The sequence below is a fragment of the Streptomyces coryli genome (genome assembly GCF_011044975.1).
Classification (GTDB): Bacteria; Actinomycetota; Actinomycetes; order Streptomycetales; family Streptomycetaceae; genus Streptomyces; species Streptomyces coryli.
Map to the genome: position 1 here is coordinate 1 of NZ_JAAKZV010000194.1, position 15,949 is coordinate 15,949.

The 15,949-nt window shown below is 72.1% G+C and carries 13 protein-coding genes and 1 pseudogene; 5 read left to right on the forward strand and 9 right to left on the reverse strand.

Annotated features, from left to right (window positions below; all coding sequences use genetic code 11):
• From G5C51_RS30855 to G5C51_RS30875, 5 genes and pseudogenes are all read right to left on the reverse strand, one after another.
• Nucleotides 1–341, reverse strand: a pseudogene (locus G5C51_RS30855) (bifunctional 3'-5' exonuclease/DNA polymerase); the annotation flags it as partial.
• Nucleotides 342–384: 43 nt separating this feature from the next.
• Nucleotides 385–579 carry a hypothetical protein gene (locus G5C51_RS30860; RefSeq protein WP_165242110.1) on the reverse strand — a complete coding sequence of 65 codons (195 nt, stop codon included), beginning with the start codon at nucleotides 577–579 and terminating at the stop codon, nucleotides 385–387.
• Nucleotides 580–698: 119 nt separating this feature from the next.
• Nucleotides 699–2,909, reverse strand: coding sequence for a terpene synthase family protein (locus G5C51_RS30865; protein ID WP_165242089.1), 2,211 nt, complete (start codon nucleotides 2,907–2,909; stop codon nucleotides 699–701).
• Nucleotides 2,910–2,923: 14 nt separating this feature from the next.
• Nucleotides 2,924–4,324, reverse strand: a complete 1,401-nt coding sequence (locus G5C51_RS30870; protein ID WP_165242090.1) for a family 2B encapsulin nanocompartment shell protein — start codon at nucleotides 4,322–4,324, stop codon at nucleotides 2,924–2,926.
• 182 nt (nucleotides 4,325–4,506) lie between these two features.
• On the reverse strand, nucleotides 4,507–4,863 hold the full coding sequence (locus G5C51_RS30875; RefSeq protein WP_165242092.1) for a winged helix-turn-helix transcriptional regulator: 357 nt from the start codon (nucleotides 4,861–4,863) through the stop codon (nucleotides 4,507–4,509).
• Between the two features lie 83 nt (nucleotides 4,864–4,946).
• Here G5C51_RS30875 and G5C51_RS30880 point away from each other — a divergent pair, with 83 nt between their 5' ends.
• Nucleotides 4,947–5,861: an imine reductase family protein gene (locus G5C51_RS30880; RefSeq protein ID WP_165242094.1), complete on the forward strand. Its 915-nt coding sequence runs from the start codon at nucleotides 4,947–4,949 to the stop codon at nucleotides 5,859–5,861.
• A gap of 3 nt (nucleotides 5,862–5,864) precedes the next feature.
• Here G5C51_RS30880 and G5C51_RS30885 read toward each other — a convergent pair whose 3' ends face one another.
• Nucleotides 5,865–7,151 carry a PucR family transcriptional regulator gene (locus G5C51_RS30885; RefSeq protein WP_165242096.1) on the reverse strand — a complete coding sequence of 429 codons (1,287 nt, stop codon included), beginning with the start codon at nucleotides 7,149–7,151 and terminating at the stop codon, nucleotides 5,865–5,867.
• Nucleotides 7,152–7,307: 156 nt separating this feature from the next.
• On the opposite strand from G5C51_RS30885, the gene G5C51_RS30890 reads away from it, so the two are divergent.
• A complete protein-coding gene (locus G5C51_RS30890) occupies nucleotides 7,308–8,273 on the forward strand; it encodes an esterase/lipase family protein (RefSeq protein ID WP_165242098.1) in 966 nt (321 codons plus the stop codon).
• Here the strand turns inward: G5C51_RS30890 and G5C51_RS30895 are convergent.
• Nucleotides 8,251–9,504 (reverse strand): MFS transporter, encoded by a 1,254-nt coding sequence (locus tag G5C51_RS30895; RefSeq protein WP_165242100.1) that lies wholly within the window; start codon nucleotides 9,502–9,504, stop codon nucleotides 8,251–8,253. The two genes, G5C51_RS30890 and G5C51_RS30895, sit on opposite strands and share 23 nt — an antisense overlap.
• A complete protein-coding gene (locus tag G5C51_RS30900) occupies nucleotides 9,501–10,751 on the reverse strand; it encodes an ATP-grasp domain-containing protein (RefSeq protein WP_165242102.1) in 1,251 nt (416 codons plus the stop codon). Before G5C51_RS30900 ends, G5C51_RS30895 begins: the two co-directional genes overlap by 4 nt.
• A 135-nt stretch (nucleotides 10,752–10,886) precedes the next feature.
• Here G5C51_RS30900 and G5C51_RS30905 point away from each other — a divergent pair, with 135 nt between their 5' ends.
• Entirely contained in the window at nucleotides 10,887–12,917 is a 2,031-nt protein-coding gene (locus tag G5C51_RS30905; protein WP_165242104.1) for a prolyl oligopeptidase family serine peptidase, read from the forward strand.
• On the opposite strand, the gene G5C51_RS30910 is transcribed toward G5C51_RS30905, so the two are convergent.
• Nucleotides 12,912–14,042, reverse strand: a complete 1,131-nt coding sequence (locus G5C51_RS30910) for an LLM class flavin-dependent oxidoreductase (RefSeq protein ID WP_165242106.1) — start codon at nucleotides 14,040–14,042, stop codon at nucleotides 12,912–12,914. The genes G5C51_RS30905 and G5C51_RS30910 overlap by 6 nt on opposite strands.
• Before the next feature lie 90 nt (nucleotides 14,043–14,132).
• Here G5C51_RS30910 and G5C51_RS30915 point away from each other — a divergent pair, with 90 nt between their 5' ends.
• The gene (locus G5C51_RS30915) at nucleotides 14,133–15,068 is read left to right on the forward strand and encodes an IclR family transcriptional regulator (RefSeq protein WP_165242108.1); all 936 of its coding nucleotides are present in this window, start codon (nucleotides 14,133–14,135) and stop codon (nucleotides 15,066–15,068) included.
• Between the two features lie 100 nt (nucleotides 15,069–15,168).
• Nucleotides 15,169–15,949 (forward strand): SDR family NAD(P)-dependent oxidoreductase (locus G5C51_RS30920; RefSeq protein ID WP_338118367.1); only part of this gene is annotated, 781 nt, incomplete at its 3' end.

Genomic DNA, 15,949 nt, shown 5'->3' on the forward strand with positions numbered 1-15,949 from the left:
GACGCGCCGCGCGGCGGCGGATCCGGCGGTACGGGGAGCCCGCGCGCCCGCGCATAGGCGGCGGGGAGCGAGCGGGGAAGACCGGTGAGGCCCTCGTGGGCGAGGAGGAGCGTCTCGGCGGCCTCCGCGTCGTAGCACCGGTCGACGCGGGTGCCGGCGGCGAGCAGCCGCGGATAGACGGCCGCCGTCGCCGGCCAGATCCAGCGGGTCGCCTCCGGGGCGGCTTTTACCGCCGAGGGCAGGTCGGCATGCTCGGACACGGGCCCGGCCGGGCTGCCGTCGGAGGCGAGCGGGCGCGTACGCACCCGTCCGTCCTCTTCCTCGGCCAGCGCCCATCGCATGTCTCGCACGCTAGCGCGAGGGTCTGACAGCCGGTGCCGGCCGCTATGGCCTGATGTTGCTGACCACGTTCGCCGTCGCGTTCAGGCCCGTCTGGATCGTGGGTGCCATGGCTGTGCTCGCCAGGTAGAAGCCCAGGAGGACGCAGACGACCGCGTGGGTGACCTTGAGATTCCCGCTGCGGAGGAAGACGACCGCGAGCACCAGGAGCAGCAGCACCACCGAGACCGAGATCGCCATCGGGTCTCCGGGGGCCCCTGCCGCACCGTTCGCCATCGCGCTTGCCGTCAACACGCCGCCAGTGTCGCCCAGCGGACGGGCCCACCCGGGGGAAGCACCCGTCCGCCATTCGGGTACGACTACGGGCCGGTCGAGCTCAGCGCCATATCCGCTGCCAGCCGCGCCGCCGACGTCCCCAGACCCGACGGGGCCGCCGGGAATCCGGGCGCGCCCGCGTGTCGCCGCAGATCGGACTCGCGGTAGCGGCGGACGTGCCGGTGCCAGTTCAGGATGCCCGCGATCCAGTTCTGCAGGTCGCGGACGTACGCGTCCAGGCCGGCCCGCGCCGCCTCGTCCAGGCCGAGGTGGTCGCAGAGCACCGGGAGTTCGGCCGCCACCACATGCTGGAACTGGGCCATCCGGCCCGCCATCAGATCGCCGGTGATCGCCACCCCCGTCGGGTAGTCGCAGTCGAAGAAGTCCTGCACCACCAGGACGCAGTTGTGCAGCTCGCCCTCGTACTCGATCTCTTTCTGGTAGGAGAAGACGTCGTTGAGCAGGCACGCGTAGTCGGCGGCGGCGTTCTCCAGCGCCTGCAGCGGGCCGCTGGCGTAGGCCGCGGGCGGGATGTCCTGGAGGCGGCGCAGCCGGCACAGCGCCTTGGTGAAGTCGGCGCCGAAGGTGACGCGGCGCATCTCCAGGTAGTCGACGGGGTCGGGGACCCGGTTCGCCGTCTGGTTGTCCAGCTCCCACAGCCAGCTGCGCGTCATGTCCTCGATCGAGGTGCGCAGCACCGCGCGGGCGGGCGGCGGCAGCGGGGCCGCGGTGCGGGTCCACAGGTCGGCGAGACCGCGCTCCAGGGCCGTCGTGGGACGCGGCGCGGACGCCGGGTCGGCCAGCGGCATGTAGGCGGAGAGCCGTTCCGTGGCCGCCTTCGCGCCCGCCAGATCGCGGGTTCTGCCGTACACCACGGGGTAGTAGTCGTCGGCATACGTGCCCCAGGCGAGCCAGCCCGAGGTCAGGTCGAGGTCGTCGGGAGTGGCGTCGGGGTGGAGGCCCGCGGCGCACAGCGGGAGGTCGTTGTCGGCCAGCCGGGCCTCGTCCCAGATGTGCGAGCCGGGGATGCCGGGCTGCGGCTTCAGCAGGCCCATTTCCTGCGCCCAGACGGCCAGCCGCCGGCGGGCGCCGGCCAGATGCGGGCTCAGGGTGAGCGGGAAGGGCACGTCCATGGGCGGCAGTTGGTACGGGCCCGTCCTCCGGTGCGGGACATGGCTGAAGCTGCGGGCGCGGGCCTTCTCGGCCCGGAGCGTCGTGGCCACGCTCAGCGGGCCCGGCAGCGCGAGGACCGGCTCGGCGCTCGTCTCGTAGCTGTAGCGGCTGGAGCGCAGGTGCCACTCCAGGCCGCCCGCCTGCCAGTCCTGCAGGCCCTTGACGTATTGCGCGGTGGCGGCCGACTGCGCCGGGTCGAGGCCCGCCGCCGCGCAGGCGGCGGGGAGTTCGGCCACGGCGGTGTGCTCGAACTGCTGCAGCCGGGAGGTGATCAGGTCGCCGACGGCGTCCGCGGCCTCCTGGGTGGAGCAGCCGAAGAAGGTCTGCAGGACCAGCACGCCATTGCTGAGCTCACCCTCCTGCTCGACCTCGCGGACGTAACTGAAAAGGTCGTTGCGCAGATGGACGGCGTCCGAGAAGGCGTCGGTGAGGACGCGGACCGGGCGGCTGCGGGCGATTTCCGCCGGCAGCTCGGCCTGCTCCGAGACCTCGACCAGGCCGGCCGACCAGGGCGCGCCGCCGACCTTGCGGCGCATCTCGATGTACTCGACCGGGTTCGCGATCCGGCCGGCACCGATGTTGGCGAGCTCCCACAGCGACTCGTTGAGCAGATTGCGGGTGGACTCGGCGAAGCGGGCGCGCCAGGCCGGGGACATCCGCGGGACGGTGCGGGCCCAGAGGTCCGCCAGGCCTGCCTCGACCGGGTTCTCCGGCTCCGGCATCGGCGCGTCGTCGGTGGGCATGAACGCGGGCAGCCGGTCCAGGTGCGCGGTGGCCGACTTGCGGTCGGGGGTGCGCTTGTAGCGCTCCCAGAAGTGGTCGTCGAAGAAGAAGACCCACACGTACCAGTCCGTCACCAGCGCCAGGTCGTCGGCGGTGGCGTCGGGGTGGGTGTACGCGCACAGCAGCGCGTAGTCGTGCGCGTCGAGGTCGGCCGTCGTCCACACCCCGGAGCCCTCGAGCATCCCGAGCCCCCGGGCCCACTCGCGCGAGTGGGCCCGGGCCGTATCCACGTGCGGATTCAGCCGCGCGGGATACGGACGATAGGGCTCCGGGAGCGTGAAGGGCTGCTTTTTCCGCATGCCCGGTGAGCTCATCAGTGGCCGATTTCCACGTCTTCGAGGATGCCGAGGGCGTCGGGCACGAGCACCGCGACCGAGAAGTAGGCGCTTACCAGATACGAAATGATCGCCTTTTCGTCAATGCCCATGAAGCGCGCATTCAAGCCTGGCTGGATTTCATCGGGAATTCCCGTCTGGTGCAGCCCGACGACACCCTGATTGTCCTCTCCGGTACGCATCGCGATGATGGAGCTGGTGCGCTCCGGGGAGATCGGGATTTTGTTGCACGGCAGAATCGGAATCCCGCGCCAGGCCGGGACCGTACGGCCGTCGAGCTCGCCGGGCGTGGGGTAGATGCCGCGGCTGTTCCACTCCCGCCCGATGGCCGCGATGGTGCGCGGGTGGGCCAGCAGGAAACGGGTGGAGCGGCGGCGGGAGATGAGGTCGTCGAGGTCGTCGGGGGTGGGCGGGCCCGAGCGCGGATGGATGCGCTGCTTGAGGTCGGCGTTGTGCAGCAGGCCGAACTCCTTGTTGTTGACGAGCTCGTGCTCCTGCCGCTCGCGCAGCGCCTCGACGGTGAGCCGCAGCTGCTCCTCGGTCTGGTTCATCGGGTCGTTGTAGAGGTCGGCGACGCGGCTGTGCACCCGGAGCACCGTCTGGGCGACGCTGAGCTCGTACTCCCGGGGCGTGAGCTCGTAGTCGACGAAGGTGCCGGTCAGGTCGGCCTCGCCGGAGTGGCCCGAGGTCAGGGCGATCTCGGCCTCGCCCTTGCGGTTCTGCCGCTGTCGCGGGACGGCGCGGAAGGCCTCCACGTGGGCGCGCAGGGCGGGGGCGTTGTCGAGGAAGGCCTGCAGGTCGGCGAGGTTGAGCTGGAGGACGGTGGCGGAGGTCTGGGCGCGTACGGTGAACGGCCAGACGCCGGGCTCCGTGCCCTGCAGCAGCTCGTCGCCGAGGTGATTGCCGTCGGCGAGGACGCCGAGCACGGTCTCGTCGCCGTATTTGCCGGTGCCCAGCTGCTCGAAGCGGCCGTGCGCGATCAGAATGACCTGGTCGGCCGGGGAGCCCTCGGCCACGAGCACGTCGCCGCGGGTCAGTTCGCGCTGGCTGAAGCGGCCGGCCAGCGCCTCCAGGGCCTCGGGCTCGGCATCGAAGCCGCGCAGCGGCGGCAGCTCGCGCAGCTCCTGCGGGATGACGCGGACCTCGCCCGCGGTGGAGGTGAATTCGACCAGACCATCGCCGAGGGAATGAGTGAGACGGCGGTTGACGCGGTACGAGCCGCCCTTCACCTCGGTCCAGGGCAGCATCTTGAGCAGCCAGCGGGAGGAAATCCCCTGCATCTGCGGGGGAGTTTTGGTGGTGGTGGCAAGATTGCGGGCTGCCGCGGTGGCGAGGCTCCGCTGTGCGTTCTCTCGAGTCTCTTCCGGGGAGGAGGTCATGCCAGCGAAACTAGGCTGTTTGATTCAGGGCCTGCAATCACTCAAAAGGGTGAGGATGCGAGGGCTGGAAACTGGAAAGAGATGAGTTCTCTTTTTATGCGTGATGCCCCTGGGGGGCAATGGAGTTGGCTGAAATTCATGTTGGTGACTTATGGCCTATGGCGCTCAGGGCCGGCCCCTTGCTAGGGCACGTCGACCGACTCGAAGCCCTCGCGCCGTACCCGCTCGGTGCCCCAGGCGCCGAGTGGGGCGAGGGCCTGGTTGAGGGTGCGGCCGTCCTCGGTGAGGGAGTACTCGACCCGCGGGGGCACTTCGGGGTAGACCTCGCGGTGCACGAGGCCGTCTTCCTCCATCTCGCGCAGGTGCTGTGTCAGCATCTTCTCGCTCACGCCGGGCAGGCCGCGGCGGAGTTGGGCGAAGCGGCGTACGCCGTGGGCGTCGAGCTCCCAGAGGATCAGCCCCTTCCACTTGCCGCTCACCACGTCGAGGGCGGCGTCGATGCCGCAGATGTAGGGTCCGGTCCTCGGAGGCTTGGCCATCGCTGGTCCCCTTACGAAAAGGTAAGTACCGCAGAAAATAGTGGGTACTTCCGAGCGTAACCGTGCTCCTTGAGTATGGAGGGGTGAACGAACGACAGAACCCCACCACCACCAGCCGGAACAGCGCCGTCACCGTGATCGGGCTCGGCCCGATGGGCCAGGCGATGGTCCGCGTCCTCCTCGGCGCCGGCCACCCGGTCACCGTCTGGAACCGCACCGCCGCCCGGGCCGACGGCGTCGTCGCGGACGGCGCGGTGCGCGCGGCGACAGCTCGCGAGGCGGTCGAGGCCAGCGACCTCGTGATCCTCAGCCTCACCGACTACCGGGCCATGTACGACGTCCTCGACGGCGCGACCGGCGCGCTCGCCGGGCGGACGCTGGTCAACCTGAGCTCCGACACCCCCGACCGCACCCGCGAGGCGGCGGCCTGGGCGGCGGGCCACGGCGCCACCCTTCTCACCGGCGGCGTCATGACGCCCGCGCCGATGGTCGGCACCGAGGCGGCCTTCGTCTACTACAGCGGCGGCGGTCAGGCCCTGGAGCGCCACCGGGCGGCGCTGGCGCTGCTCGGCTCGCCGAAGTACCTGGGCGCGGACCCGGGGCTTGCCCAGCTGATGTACCAGGCTCACCTCACCGTCTTCCTGTCCACCCTGTCCGGGCTGATGCAGGCCACCGCGATGCTGGGCACCGCGGGAATGAAGGCGGCGGAGGCGCTGCCGGAGATCCTCGCCACCGCCGACTCGATCGGCGAGATGCTGCGGGCCGGCGAGGAGACCCCGGGCGCGGCGCTGGACGCCGGCGAACATCCCGGCGCCCTGAGCACGGTCACCATGATGGGCGCGACGGCCGACCACATCGTCGAGACCGCCACCGCACTCGGCCACGACCTCGCGCTCCCCCTGGCCGTCCAGGCCCACTACCGGCGCGCGATCGAGGACGGCCGCGGCGGGGACAACTGGACGCGCATCATCGACGGAATCCGGCGGCCGGCGGAGTAACCGCTACAGCGGCCGGTGCTCCGGTGTCGCGAATGCCGTCAAAGCCGCCGCGATCAGGGGGAGATGGGCGGACGTCGTGGTGTCCAGCCCGGTGAGCACGGCGACGCGGCGCAGCCGGTAGTCCACCGTGTTCGGGTGCACGTGCAGGGCGGCGGCCGTGGCGCGGCGGTTGAGGCCGCCGGTCATGTGGGTGTGCAGCGTCGCGAGCAGTTCGGGCCGGTCCGCCAGCGGCCGCAGCAGTGCGGCGAGTTCGGGCGACGCGTCGGTGGTGCGGCTGAGCTGGTAGTCGAGCAGCACATCCGTCAGCCGGTACGGGCCCGGGGGGCGATCGGTGACCCGTACCACCTCGGTGATCTCCTTCGCCCGCTCCGCGGCCCGCGGCACCTCCCGCGGCGCCGCGTGGCATACGCCGGCCGTCAGCGCGGCCCCGGCCGCCTCGCCCATCCGCCGTACGAGAGCGCGGACTTCGGGCCACCAGGCGGCCTCGTCCCGGCCCTCCGGGAGCAGCACCACGCCCTCGCCCGCGTCCAGCCGGCTCAGCACGGGCGCGTCGGTGAAGCGGCCGGCCTCGGCCTGGAGGCGGCGCAGCTTGCGGCGGGCCGCGATGCCCGAGCGGATGTCCGCCGCGTGTTCCCCGGCCTGCGCGTCGCCCCGCTCGCCGCCCCCCTCATCGCCCCGCTCGTCCTCGTGCTCGCCGATCCGCAGCGCGAGCACGAGAAACCCCGCGGGGAGCCGCACCCCCGCCCGCTCGGCCGCCGCCTCGGCCCCGTCGCCGCTGAGCAGGGCGGACAGCAGCAGATGCCGGTTGCCCTGGTCCTGGCTGTACATGGCGCGCAGTTGCTCGTTGTACGCCGAGGTGACGGCCGACGTCAGGGCGCGCAGACAGCCGAGCGCCAGGTCGGTCGTCCGCCGCAGGCCGGCCGCGTCTTCGGGCGCCGCGTCGGCCGTGATCAGGCGCCAGCCCTCGTGCAGGCCCACGTGGTAGGCGTCGAGCACCATGTCCAGCGGGATGCCCTCCTCGGCCCGCCGCACCGCCGACTCCGCGAACCACGCCAGCTCGGGCGGCTCCGGCAGCCGCTGTTCGCGCAGCGCGGCCGCGATGGTGCGCAGCGACTCGCGGACGACCTGCCGGATGTCGCCGTCGACCTCCTCGGGCGGGAGCTGCCGGTAGTACGGGACCTGCCGCAGAATCCCTTCGATGACCGCCTTGCTCAGCTGCGGGAGCCGGCCGAGCAGCCGCTCGTGCACCGGAGTTCCGGCTATGAGCAGGGGCGGGGGGTGCTCCGCCATCGTCGGCCCTTTCGTCTCGCCGGGGGATACGCAGGAGTTTGTGTCCCGGCCTAAAACGCCGGGGCGATCCTTACGTGTGCGTCCAATGCCCGCCATCCGTACGGCCCCGATACTGGCTCGGTTCCCGCCGGTAACCGCAGTTCGGAGGAGTACCCGATGGTTCGTATCACGTCACGACGCACGGCGGCCAGGCTCGCCGGTGCCCTGCTGCTGGCGGCTGGGCTGTCCGCCACCGCCGTCGCCCCGCAGGCCACCGCAGGAGCCGAGGCCGAGCGGCCGCAGTACCCCGTCCCGTACTCCCTCGCGGGCGGCTTCTTCGCCGATCCGGCGGGCGGCCTGGACCCGGAAGCCGCCCCGCCGGGTGCCAACGACTGGGACTGCAAGCCGAGCGCCGAGCACCCCGAGCCGGTCATCCTGCTGCACGGCCTGGGCGGCAACCAGCGCCTGAACTGGTCGACCACCGCCCCGCTGCTGGCCAACAACGGCTACTGCGTCTACTCCCTCACCTACGGCAACCACGACAACCTGCCCATCGGCGGCCTGGAATCGATGCGCGACAGCGCCCAGGCGGTGTCCGCGCTGGTGGACAAGGCACTCCAGCAGACCGGCGCGAAGAAGGCGGCCATCGTCGGGCACTCCGAGGGCAGCACCGTCGGCGCGTACTACCTCAAGCGGCTCGGCGGCGCGGCGAAGGTCGACAAGCTGGTCGGCATCTCGCCGAATTACCAGGGCACCGAGCTGTACGGGCTGACCCGCCTCGCGCAGAACCTGCCGCCGGGCCTGGACGACATCCTCGAGACGGCGTGCGGGGCGTGCAAGGAGTACGCGCGGGACTCGGCGTTCATGAAGGACCTCAACGCGGGCGGCAGCGCGGCCGTGCCCGGCGTGACATACACGAACATCCAGGGGGCCTTCGAGCAGATCGTGCTGCCGAACAGCAGCGGAACGCTGGCGGTGCCGAATGCCACCAACACCCGTGTGAACAAGGGCTGCGCGGCCGATCTGAGCGACCACATCTCGCTGGTCGCGAGCCGGCGGGCGAATCAGATGGTGCTCAACGCCCTCGACCCGGCGCACCCGGGCGAGCTGCCGTGCGCGTTCAACCCGCCGTTCCTGAACTAGCTCCGCCGCGGCGCCGCGGCAACGAGAGCCGCGCGGCCAGCACGCCGGAGGCGGCGACCAGGGTCCACAGGGCCCAGGGGCCGAACGCGTACAGGGCGCCGCCGATGAGCGGTCCCGCACCCGTGCCGATCGTGTACGCGGCGCCGTACAGGCCCTGATAGCGCCCGACCATCGCGGGTGGCGCCAGGCTTCCCAGATAGGCCTGGGAGACCGAGGTCGCCACCATCTCGCCGAGCGTCCACAGCAGTACGGTCGCCGCCAGCAGGCCCATGTCGGTCACCAGCCCGGTCAGCGCGAGGCCGGCGCCGATGAGCACGTTGCCGGCGGCCATGACGTACTCCAGCCGGTACCGGGAGACCACGCCGGTGATGGGCAGTTCGAGCACCAGCACCAGCAGGCCGTTGAGGCCGATCAGCAGGCCGAAGTCGCGCTCGCTCAGGCCCGCGTCGCTGACGTGCAGGGGGAGGCCGACGGTGGACTGGATGTAGACGAACTCGGCGACCAGGGTCATCAGCAGGAACCGCAGCAGGGTGCGGTCGGCGAGCGCCTGCCGGTAGCCCGCCGCCCGGTCCGCCCGCGCGTCCGCGGTGTCCTTGCCGGGCGGCCGCGGCCCGGGCGCGTTCCGCAGCAGCACCCCCACGACCACGCCGAACAGCAGGAACGCGGCGGCATTGGCCAGGAACAGCTCCGTATAGGAGGTGGCGGCCAGCACCCCGCCGATGACGCCGCCCAGGGCCGCGCCGATGTTCATCGCGAACCGGAACACCCCGAAGGCCGCGATCCGTTGCTGGTGGCTCGTCACGGAGTCGACCAGCACCGCGGCCGCCGCCGGCCGGTAGATCTGCGAGGTGACGCCGATGAGGCCGACCACCGTGACGATGGCCGGGAGCGGTCCGAGATACGGCACGGCCGCGGTCAGCCCGGCGGTGGTCGTCGCGGACAGCACGATCGTCCGGCGGCGGCCGATCCGGTCGGCGAGGGAGCCGCCGATGGCGTTGCCGAGCACATTGCCCAGCCCCGATACGCCCAGCACGAACCCGGCGGCGCCGGCGGAATGGCCGCGCCCGGTCAGGTAGAGGACGATGAAGACCGGGAGGAAGTTGCCGACCCGGTTGACCAGGATGCCGAGGCTGACGATCCACACCCGGGCGGGCAGGCCGCGCAGCGCGTCGCGGAAGCGCGGCTCGGCGGCGGCGGTTTCGGCCGGCCGGTCCGGCGGGGCGGTGCTCATGAGACGGGTTCGGTACGTATGCGGATCGCCGCCGCCAGCCGCTTGGCGTTGGCGATCGCTTCGGTGGCGGTGGCGCCGCGGGCGATGACGTGGCCGGACTTCTCCTCGTTCCAGGTCAGCGGCGGTATGACCATGCCCGGTCGGGCCTTCAGCTGCAGGTCGACGAAGGCCGGGTCCGCGCGTACGGCATCGACGCCGGCCACCTCCACCACCTGGCCAGGCTCCGGCTCGAGGAACCGGACGGCCGCGCCGCCGCGCGGCTCGGGCGAGGTGGTCAGCGGCTCCGCGATGCCGACGCTCGTGGCCAGTGCGTAGCGCTCCATGTCCACGCCGTAGGCGATCTCGGCCAGCTCGTTGATCCGGTCGCCGCCGACGCGGTTGTGCGACTCGACGATGCGCGGGCCGCGCGAGGTCAGCTTGACCTCGGTGTGCGCGGGGCCGTTGCGCAGGCCCACCGCGTCGAGGACGTCCGTGACGAGGCCGGTGGCCTCGCGCAGCTCATCGGCGGAGTGGGCGCTGGGCTGGGAATGCCCGAGCTCGACGAAGCCGGAGCCGCCCTGCGTCTCCTTGTCGGTCACCGCGACGACCACGTGCCGGCCGTCGAAGGACAGCGTCTCCACGCTGATCTCCGGCCCGTCCAGGTACTCCTCGATGAGGAACGACTCGAAGGAGTCGGCGAAGGCCAGATCCCCGGCGGCCCAGCGCTCGTCGTTGAGCGCGCGGAACCGGTCGGCGACGGCCTCCACCTCAGCCTCGTCGCTGATCCGGAACACCCCCAGGCTGCCCGACTCACGGACCGGCTTGACGATGACCGGGAGCCCGTGCGCCTCGGTGAACTCCCGGATGTCCCGCGCGGACTTGCCGACCGCCGAGGCCACCGGGCTGACGCCCTTCGCGTTCAGATGGCGGCGCATCCGCGCCTTGTCCAGCAGCAGCTCCACGGTGTCCACGGACTCGCCGCCGAGGCCGAGCGCCTCGTTGACCCGCGCCGCCGGCAGCAGCCCGAGCTCGAAGAGCGAGACGGCCGCCCGGAAAGGGCGCAGCTCGTGCAACGCCCGCACCTGCGGCAGCAGTCGGCCGATATCGCCGTAGTCGAGCAGCAGCGCCTGGTCGACATGCGCCCGGTGCTCGCGGTCGTACGCCTCCGGGTACTGCGCGTGCACGACCTCCAGGCCGAGCTCGCGTGCCTTGCGGACGTGGGCCGGCTTGCCGCCGATGACCAGGATGCGAGGGCGGTCGTCGGACATCGTGGCACCTTCTCTCGCGTTCCGGGGGTGGGTGTTACCCAGCCTGTTCTCTAAGGCGGGGCGGGCGCGTCGGGCAGCCGCCCGATCTTGCCGAGCCCCCTGGCCCGTAAGGCGCCTTAAGGCAGAATCAGCCGCATGCCTGAGACCTCCGGCGGCTCGACTGCCTTCCACGACCTGTCCGTCTTCGTCTCACAGCCGCGCGTCAACTCCCTGGCCCTCTCCCGCGACGGCAACCGCCTGGTGGCGGCCGTGCAGACGCCGGCCGGGGACGGGACGCGGCTCGTGTCGGGGCTGTGGGAGCTCGACCCGGGCGGGGAGCGGGAGGCGCGGCGGCTGACGCGGTCCGTGAAGGGGGAGTCCGCGCCGGCGTTCGCCGCCGACGGGACGCTGCTGTTCCTGTCCGGGCGCGAGGACAGCGATCCGGGCGCGCGGCAGGACGGGGACGGCGACGACGACGGCGCCACCCTGTGGGCGCTGCCCGACCGCGGCGAGGCGGAGCTCGTCGCCCGGCACCCGGGCGGCATCGCCGGGTACGCCGTCGCCCGGGACACCGGCGCGCTCGCCTACACCGCCGGGCTGCTGCCCGGAGCCGCGGATGCCGAGGCGCACGGAAAGCTCCGCAAGGCCCGTAAGGACGCGAAGGTCACGGCGATCCTCTACGAGGCCGGGCCGACCCGGGTGTGGGACCGGGACCTCGGGCCCGACGAGCCGCACGCCTTCGTCCGCGCGGAGCGCGGCGGCCCCGTGGTCGACGCCGGCGGGAAGGGCATCGGCGCGGAGGAGCCGGCGGACGCGGTGCTCTCGCCGGACGGCACGCGGGTGGCGTACACCCGCTTCGTGGCCGGCCGGGTGCCCGCCGAGAACCGCACCGTCATCGTGGTCGCCGACGCGGCGACCGGCGAGCAGCTGCGCGTCGTCGAGGCGGCCGACCAGCTGTACGAGTCCCCGGTGTTCACGTACGACGGCAGCGGTCTGATCTGCCACCGGATGGGCTTCCCGGCGTACGACACCCCCTGGGACATCACGCTCGTCCGCGTCGACGTGGCGAGCGGCAAGGAGAGCGATCTCCTGCCCGGCTTCGACAACTTCCCTGGCGGGGCGGTCGTTTCGCCGGTGGACGACACACTCTGGTTCACCGCCGCCGAGCGCGGCCACGCCCCGGTCTTCCGCCGCGCCCCGGACGGCACCGTCACCCGGCTGACCGCCTCCGGCGCCTACGGCTCGCTGTGCGTGGCCCCCGACGGCCGTACGCTCTATGCCCTGCGCAACGCGGTGGACTCGCCGCCCCGGCCGGTCCGGATCGACGCCGCCGCCACCGACCAGGCGCCGGTCACCCTGCCCGCGCCCGGGGACGTCGGCGCCCTGCCGGGCACCCTCACCGAGGTGCACGCCGAAGGCGACGACGGCTTCCCGCTGCGGGGCTGGCTGGTGCTCCCCGAAGGCGCGTCGGCCGCCGCGCCCGCACCGCTGCTCGTCGCCGTCCACGGCGGCCCGGAGGGCAGCTGGAACGGGTGGACCTGGCGCTGGAACCCGTGGCCCTTCGCTGCCCGCGGCTACGCCGTGCTGCTGCCGGACCCGGCCCTGTCGACCGGCTACGGCATGCACAACCACGAGCGCGGCTGGGGCCAGTGGGGCGGCCGCCCGTACGACGACGTCATGGCGCTGACCGACGCCACCGAGGCCCGCGCCGACATCGAGGCCGGCCGGACCGCGCTGGGCGGCGGCTCGTACGGCGGCTATATGGCCAACCGGGTCGCCACGCGAACGGACCGCTTCAAGGCGATCGTCAGCCACGCGGGGCTGTGGGACCTGCGGTCATTCCAGGGGGACACGGACGTCCCCTGGTACTTCCAGCGGATCTTCGGCGACCCGGTGGCCCGGCCGGAGCGCTACGAGGCGCACTCCCCGTACCTGGGCGCGGACCGCATCCGCACCCCGATGCTGGTGATCCACGGCGCGCAGGACTACCGGGTGCCGGTCGGCCAGGGCTCGGCCCTCTTCCAGGACCTGCAGCGGCACGAAGTCCCGGCGAAATACCTCTACTTCCCGGACGAGAACCACTGGATCCTCACGCCGAACCACGCCCGCGTCTGGTACGGGGCGTTCCTGAACTTCCTGGACCACCATGTGCTGGGGACGGTCTGGCAGCGGCCCGAGCTGCTATGAGGACGCGGCGGGTGTCTGCGGCTGGTACTTGGCCATCTCCGGGATGACCTCCTTTCCCAGCACCTCGATGGTCCGCAGGATGTCCTGGTGCTCCAGATAGCCCCACTGGACGTAGCAGATGAGCTCGTCGACGCCGAGGTCGGCGTAGCGCTTCATCTTCTCGATGCAGGTCTCCGTGTCGCCGATGATGATCATGTCGCCGGCGTCGAACTGCTCGATCGGGACCTCGCCGTCGATGATCGGCTTGAGGAGCGGGAAGGTGCGGTTCTGCTCCTCCTCGGTGAGGTGGTGGAGCTCCCATTCCAGGGTGAACATGGCGAGGTTCTTGTACCACCAGGCCACGGAATCCCAGACCTTGGGGCCGATCGCCCCGCGGCTGCCGGGGCAGTGGACGAGGGTGTACGCGGCGACCTTGTTGGTGCTGACGTCGGTGAGCGGCTCGGCGGCGGCGGCCGCTTCGCGGTAGGCGGCGATCTGCGCGGCCATCTTCTCCAGCGGCTGCATGATCGAGAAGGACAGCAGGCCCAGGCCGTTCGCCCCCGCGACCTGGGACGAACCGGCGGAGGTCGCCGCCATCCACGCCGGCGGGTGCGGGTCCTGCACGGGCTTGGGGGTGACCATGCGGCGCGGGAAGCTGAAGCGCTCCGACTCGTACGCGAAATACTCCTCGCGCCACATGCCGCAGACGATCTCGATCGCCTCGCGCCAGTCGTCGCGTGACTTGTCCCTGTTGACGCCGAAGGCGGTCTGCTCCATGGGGGTGGAGCGGCCGGTGCCCCACTCCACGCGGCCGCCGGACAGGATGTCGACGGTGGCGACCTTCTCGGCGATCCGCTGCGGCGGGGTGAAGCCGAAGGGGGTGAGGGTGACGCCGAAGCCGAGCCGGATCTGCTCGGTGAGCCCCGCCAGATGGCCGAGGAAGACCTCGGAGGCGGGCATATGCGAGCGGCCTTCGCGGAAGTGGTGCTCCACCGCCCAGACGGTGTGGAACCCGACCCGGTCCGCGAGCCTGATCTGCTCGACCGCCTCCCGGTAGGCGCGCTGCTCGGCGCGGCGCTGGCCCTCCGGATGCGGGCCCGGCCAGGGGCGGGGGACGTCGACCTCGTACAGAACGTCGAGCTTCATGATGGACCGTCACTTTCGATATATGGAAAGAGACTTCGGAGAGCGGAAGGATTGTGGAGACTCGGTCCGTCAACCGCAAGGGGTCTGCCCATGGTCCGTCCCGCACTCGCCGCGGCCCGCGCCCTCGCCGTGCTCAACTTCTTCGCCGCCCACCCCGGCGGCTCCTTCACGCTCTCCGAGCTGTCGTCCTCGCTCGGCATCAACCTGGCCTCGGCGCTGTCCGTGCTACGGGCCCTGGAGGACGCCGGCTACCTGGTCCGGCACCCGACGCGGAAGACGTACGAGCTGGGCGCCTACCCCGTAGCCCTCGGCGACGCCGCCCTGCGCGGCAACCCGGCGGTGGACCTGGCGCGCGGGCAGATGGCAGGGCTGGCGCGGGAGTTGGGGAGCGAGACGGTGATAGCGGCGCTGGTACGGGGCGGAGCGGGCGCCGACGGCGACCAGGTCGTCATCCTCGCGACGGAAGGGACTCCGCAGATTCCCACGGCCGATGTCCGTCCTGGGCAGCGGGTGCCGCTGGTCCCGCCGCTCGGGCAGGTCTTCTACGCCTGGTCGCCGGAGGGGCGGATCGAGGCGTGGCTGTCGCGGCTGGAGCCGGCGACCAGGGAGGCGGTGCGGGCGCAGCTGCTCGCGGCGCTGGCTGCGGTACGTGCACGGGGATACTCCGTGGCGGTGGACCGGCCCGCGCGGATGGAGATCGGGACCGTGCTGGGGCTGCTCGCCGAGCAACCGACCGATGCCGGGCGGCTGCAGGGGCGGCTGGACGCGGCCGCGATGGCGCTCGTCGACAGCGGCTATGAGCTGGCCGACGTCGACGCGGAGGCCGAGTACAGCATCGCGTCGGTGGTGGCCGCCGTACACGATCCGCATGGCGGGGTGGCGTTGGCGCTGATGGTGAACGGCCTGCGCCGGGCGACCGGGCGCCAGGTGACGGAGGTCGGGGAGCGGCTGGCGGGGATCGCGCAGGCGATCACGAAGCAGACAGGGGGACGGATCGTGCCGCTCAGCGCCCGCGACATTTCCTGACCCGCTCTTGCGGTCTTCCGCCGACTGCCGCATTCTCCCGGGGCATTGCCGCGCACTTTTCGATATACCGAAACTCCCGAAGCCACGTCGGAGGCGCACCGTGTCCCTCACACCGCTGCCCGTACCGCCGCTTCCCGACGGCGACGCCGTCCCCGACTACGCGGGTGGCCTGCGCTTCGACGGCCGGTCGGCGGTCGTCCTCGGCGCGGGCCAGGGGATGGGCCGGCAGATCGTGCACGCGCTGACCCAGTGCGGGGCGCAGGTGCTCGCCGTCGATGTGGACGAGGCGCGGGCGGTGGCCGTCGGCAAGGAGACCGGCGCCGTCGCGTGGGCGGGCGACGCGACGGTGCGGGCGGACGCCGAGGCGCTGTGGGAGGAGGCGGGGCGGCGGTTCGGGCGGGTGCATGCGGTGGTCGATGTGATCGGGATGAGCCGTTACGGGAGCCTGCTCGAACTCAGCGACGACGACTGGGAGTGGGAGCAGAACATCGTGCTCCGGCACGCCTTCCTGGCGGTCCAGTACGGGGGCCGGCATCTGGCGGAACACGGGGGCGGCGCGCTCACCTTCGTCTCGTCGGTGTCGGGGGAGACGGGCGCACCGCTGCACGCGGCGTACGGGGCGGCGAAGGCGGGGCTGATGTCACTGGTGAGGTCGGCCGCGGTGGAGCTCGGGCCGTACGGGGTGCGGGTCAACGCGCTGGCGCCCGGGGTGGTGTGGACGCCGCGGGTGTCGGCGTATCTGGGGGAGGCGGGGTACCGGAGCAATGTGGAGAACGTGCCGCTGGGGCGGGTGGCGCTGCCGTCGGATATTGCGGCGGGGCTGCTCTTTCTGAGCAGCGATCTGGCGGGGGGGGGGGGGGGGCGGGTGGTTACGGTCTGTC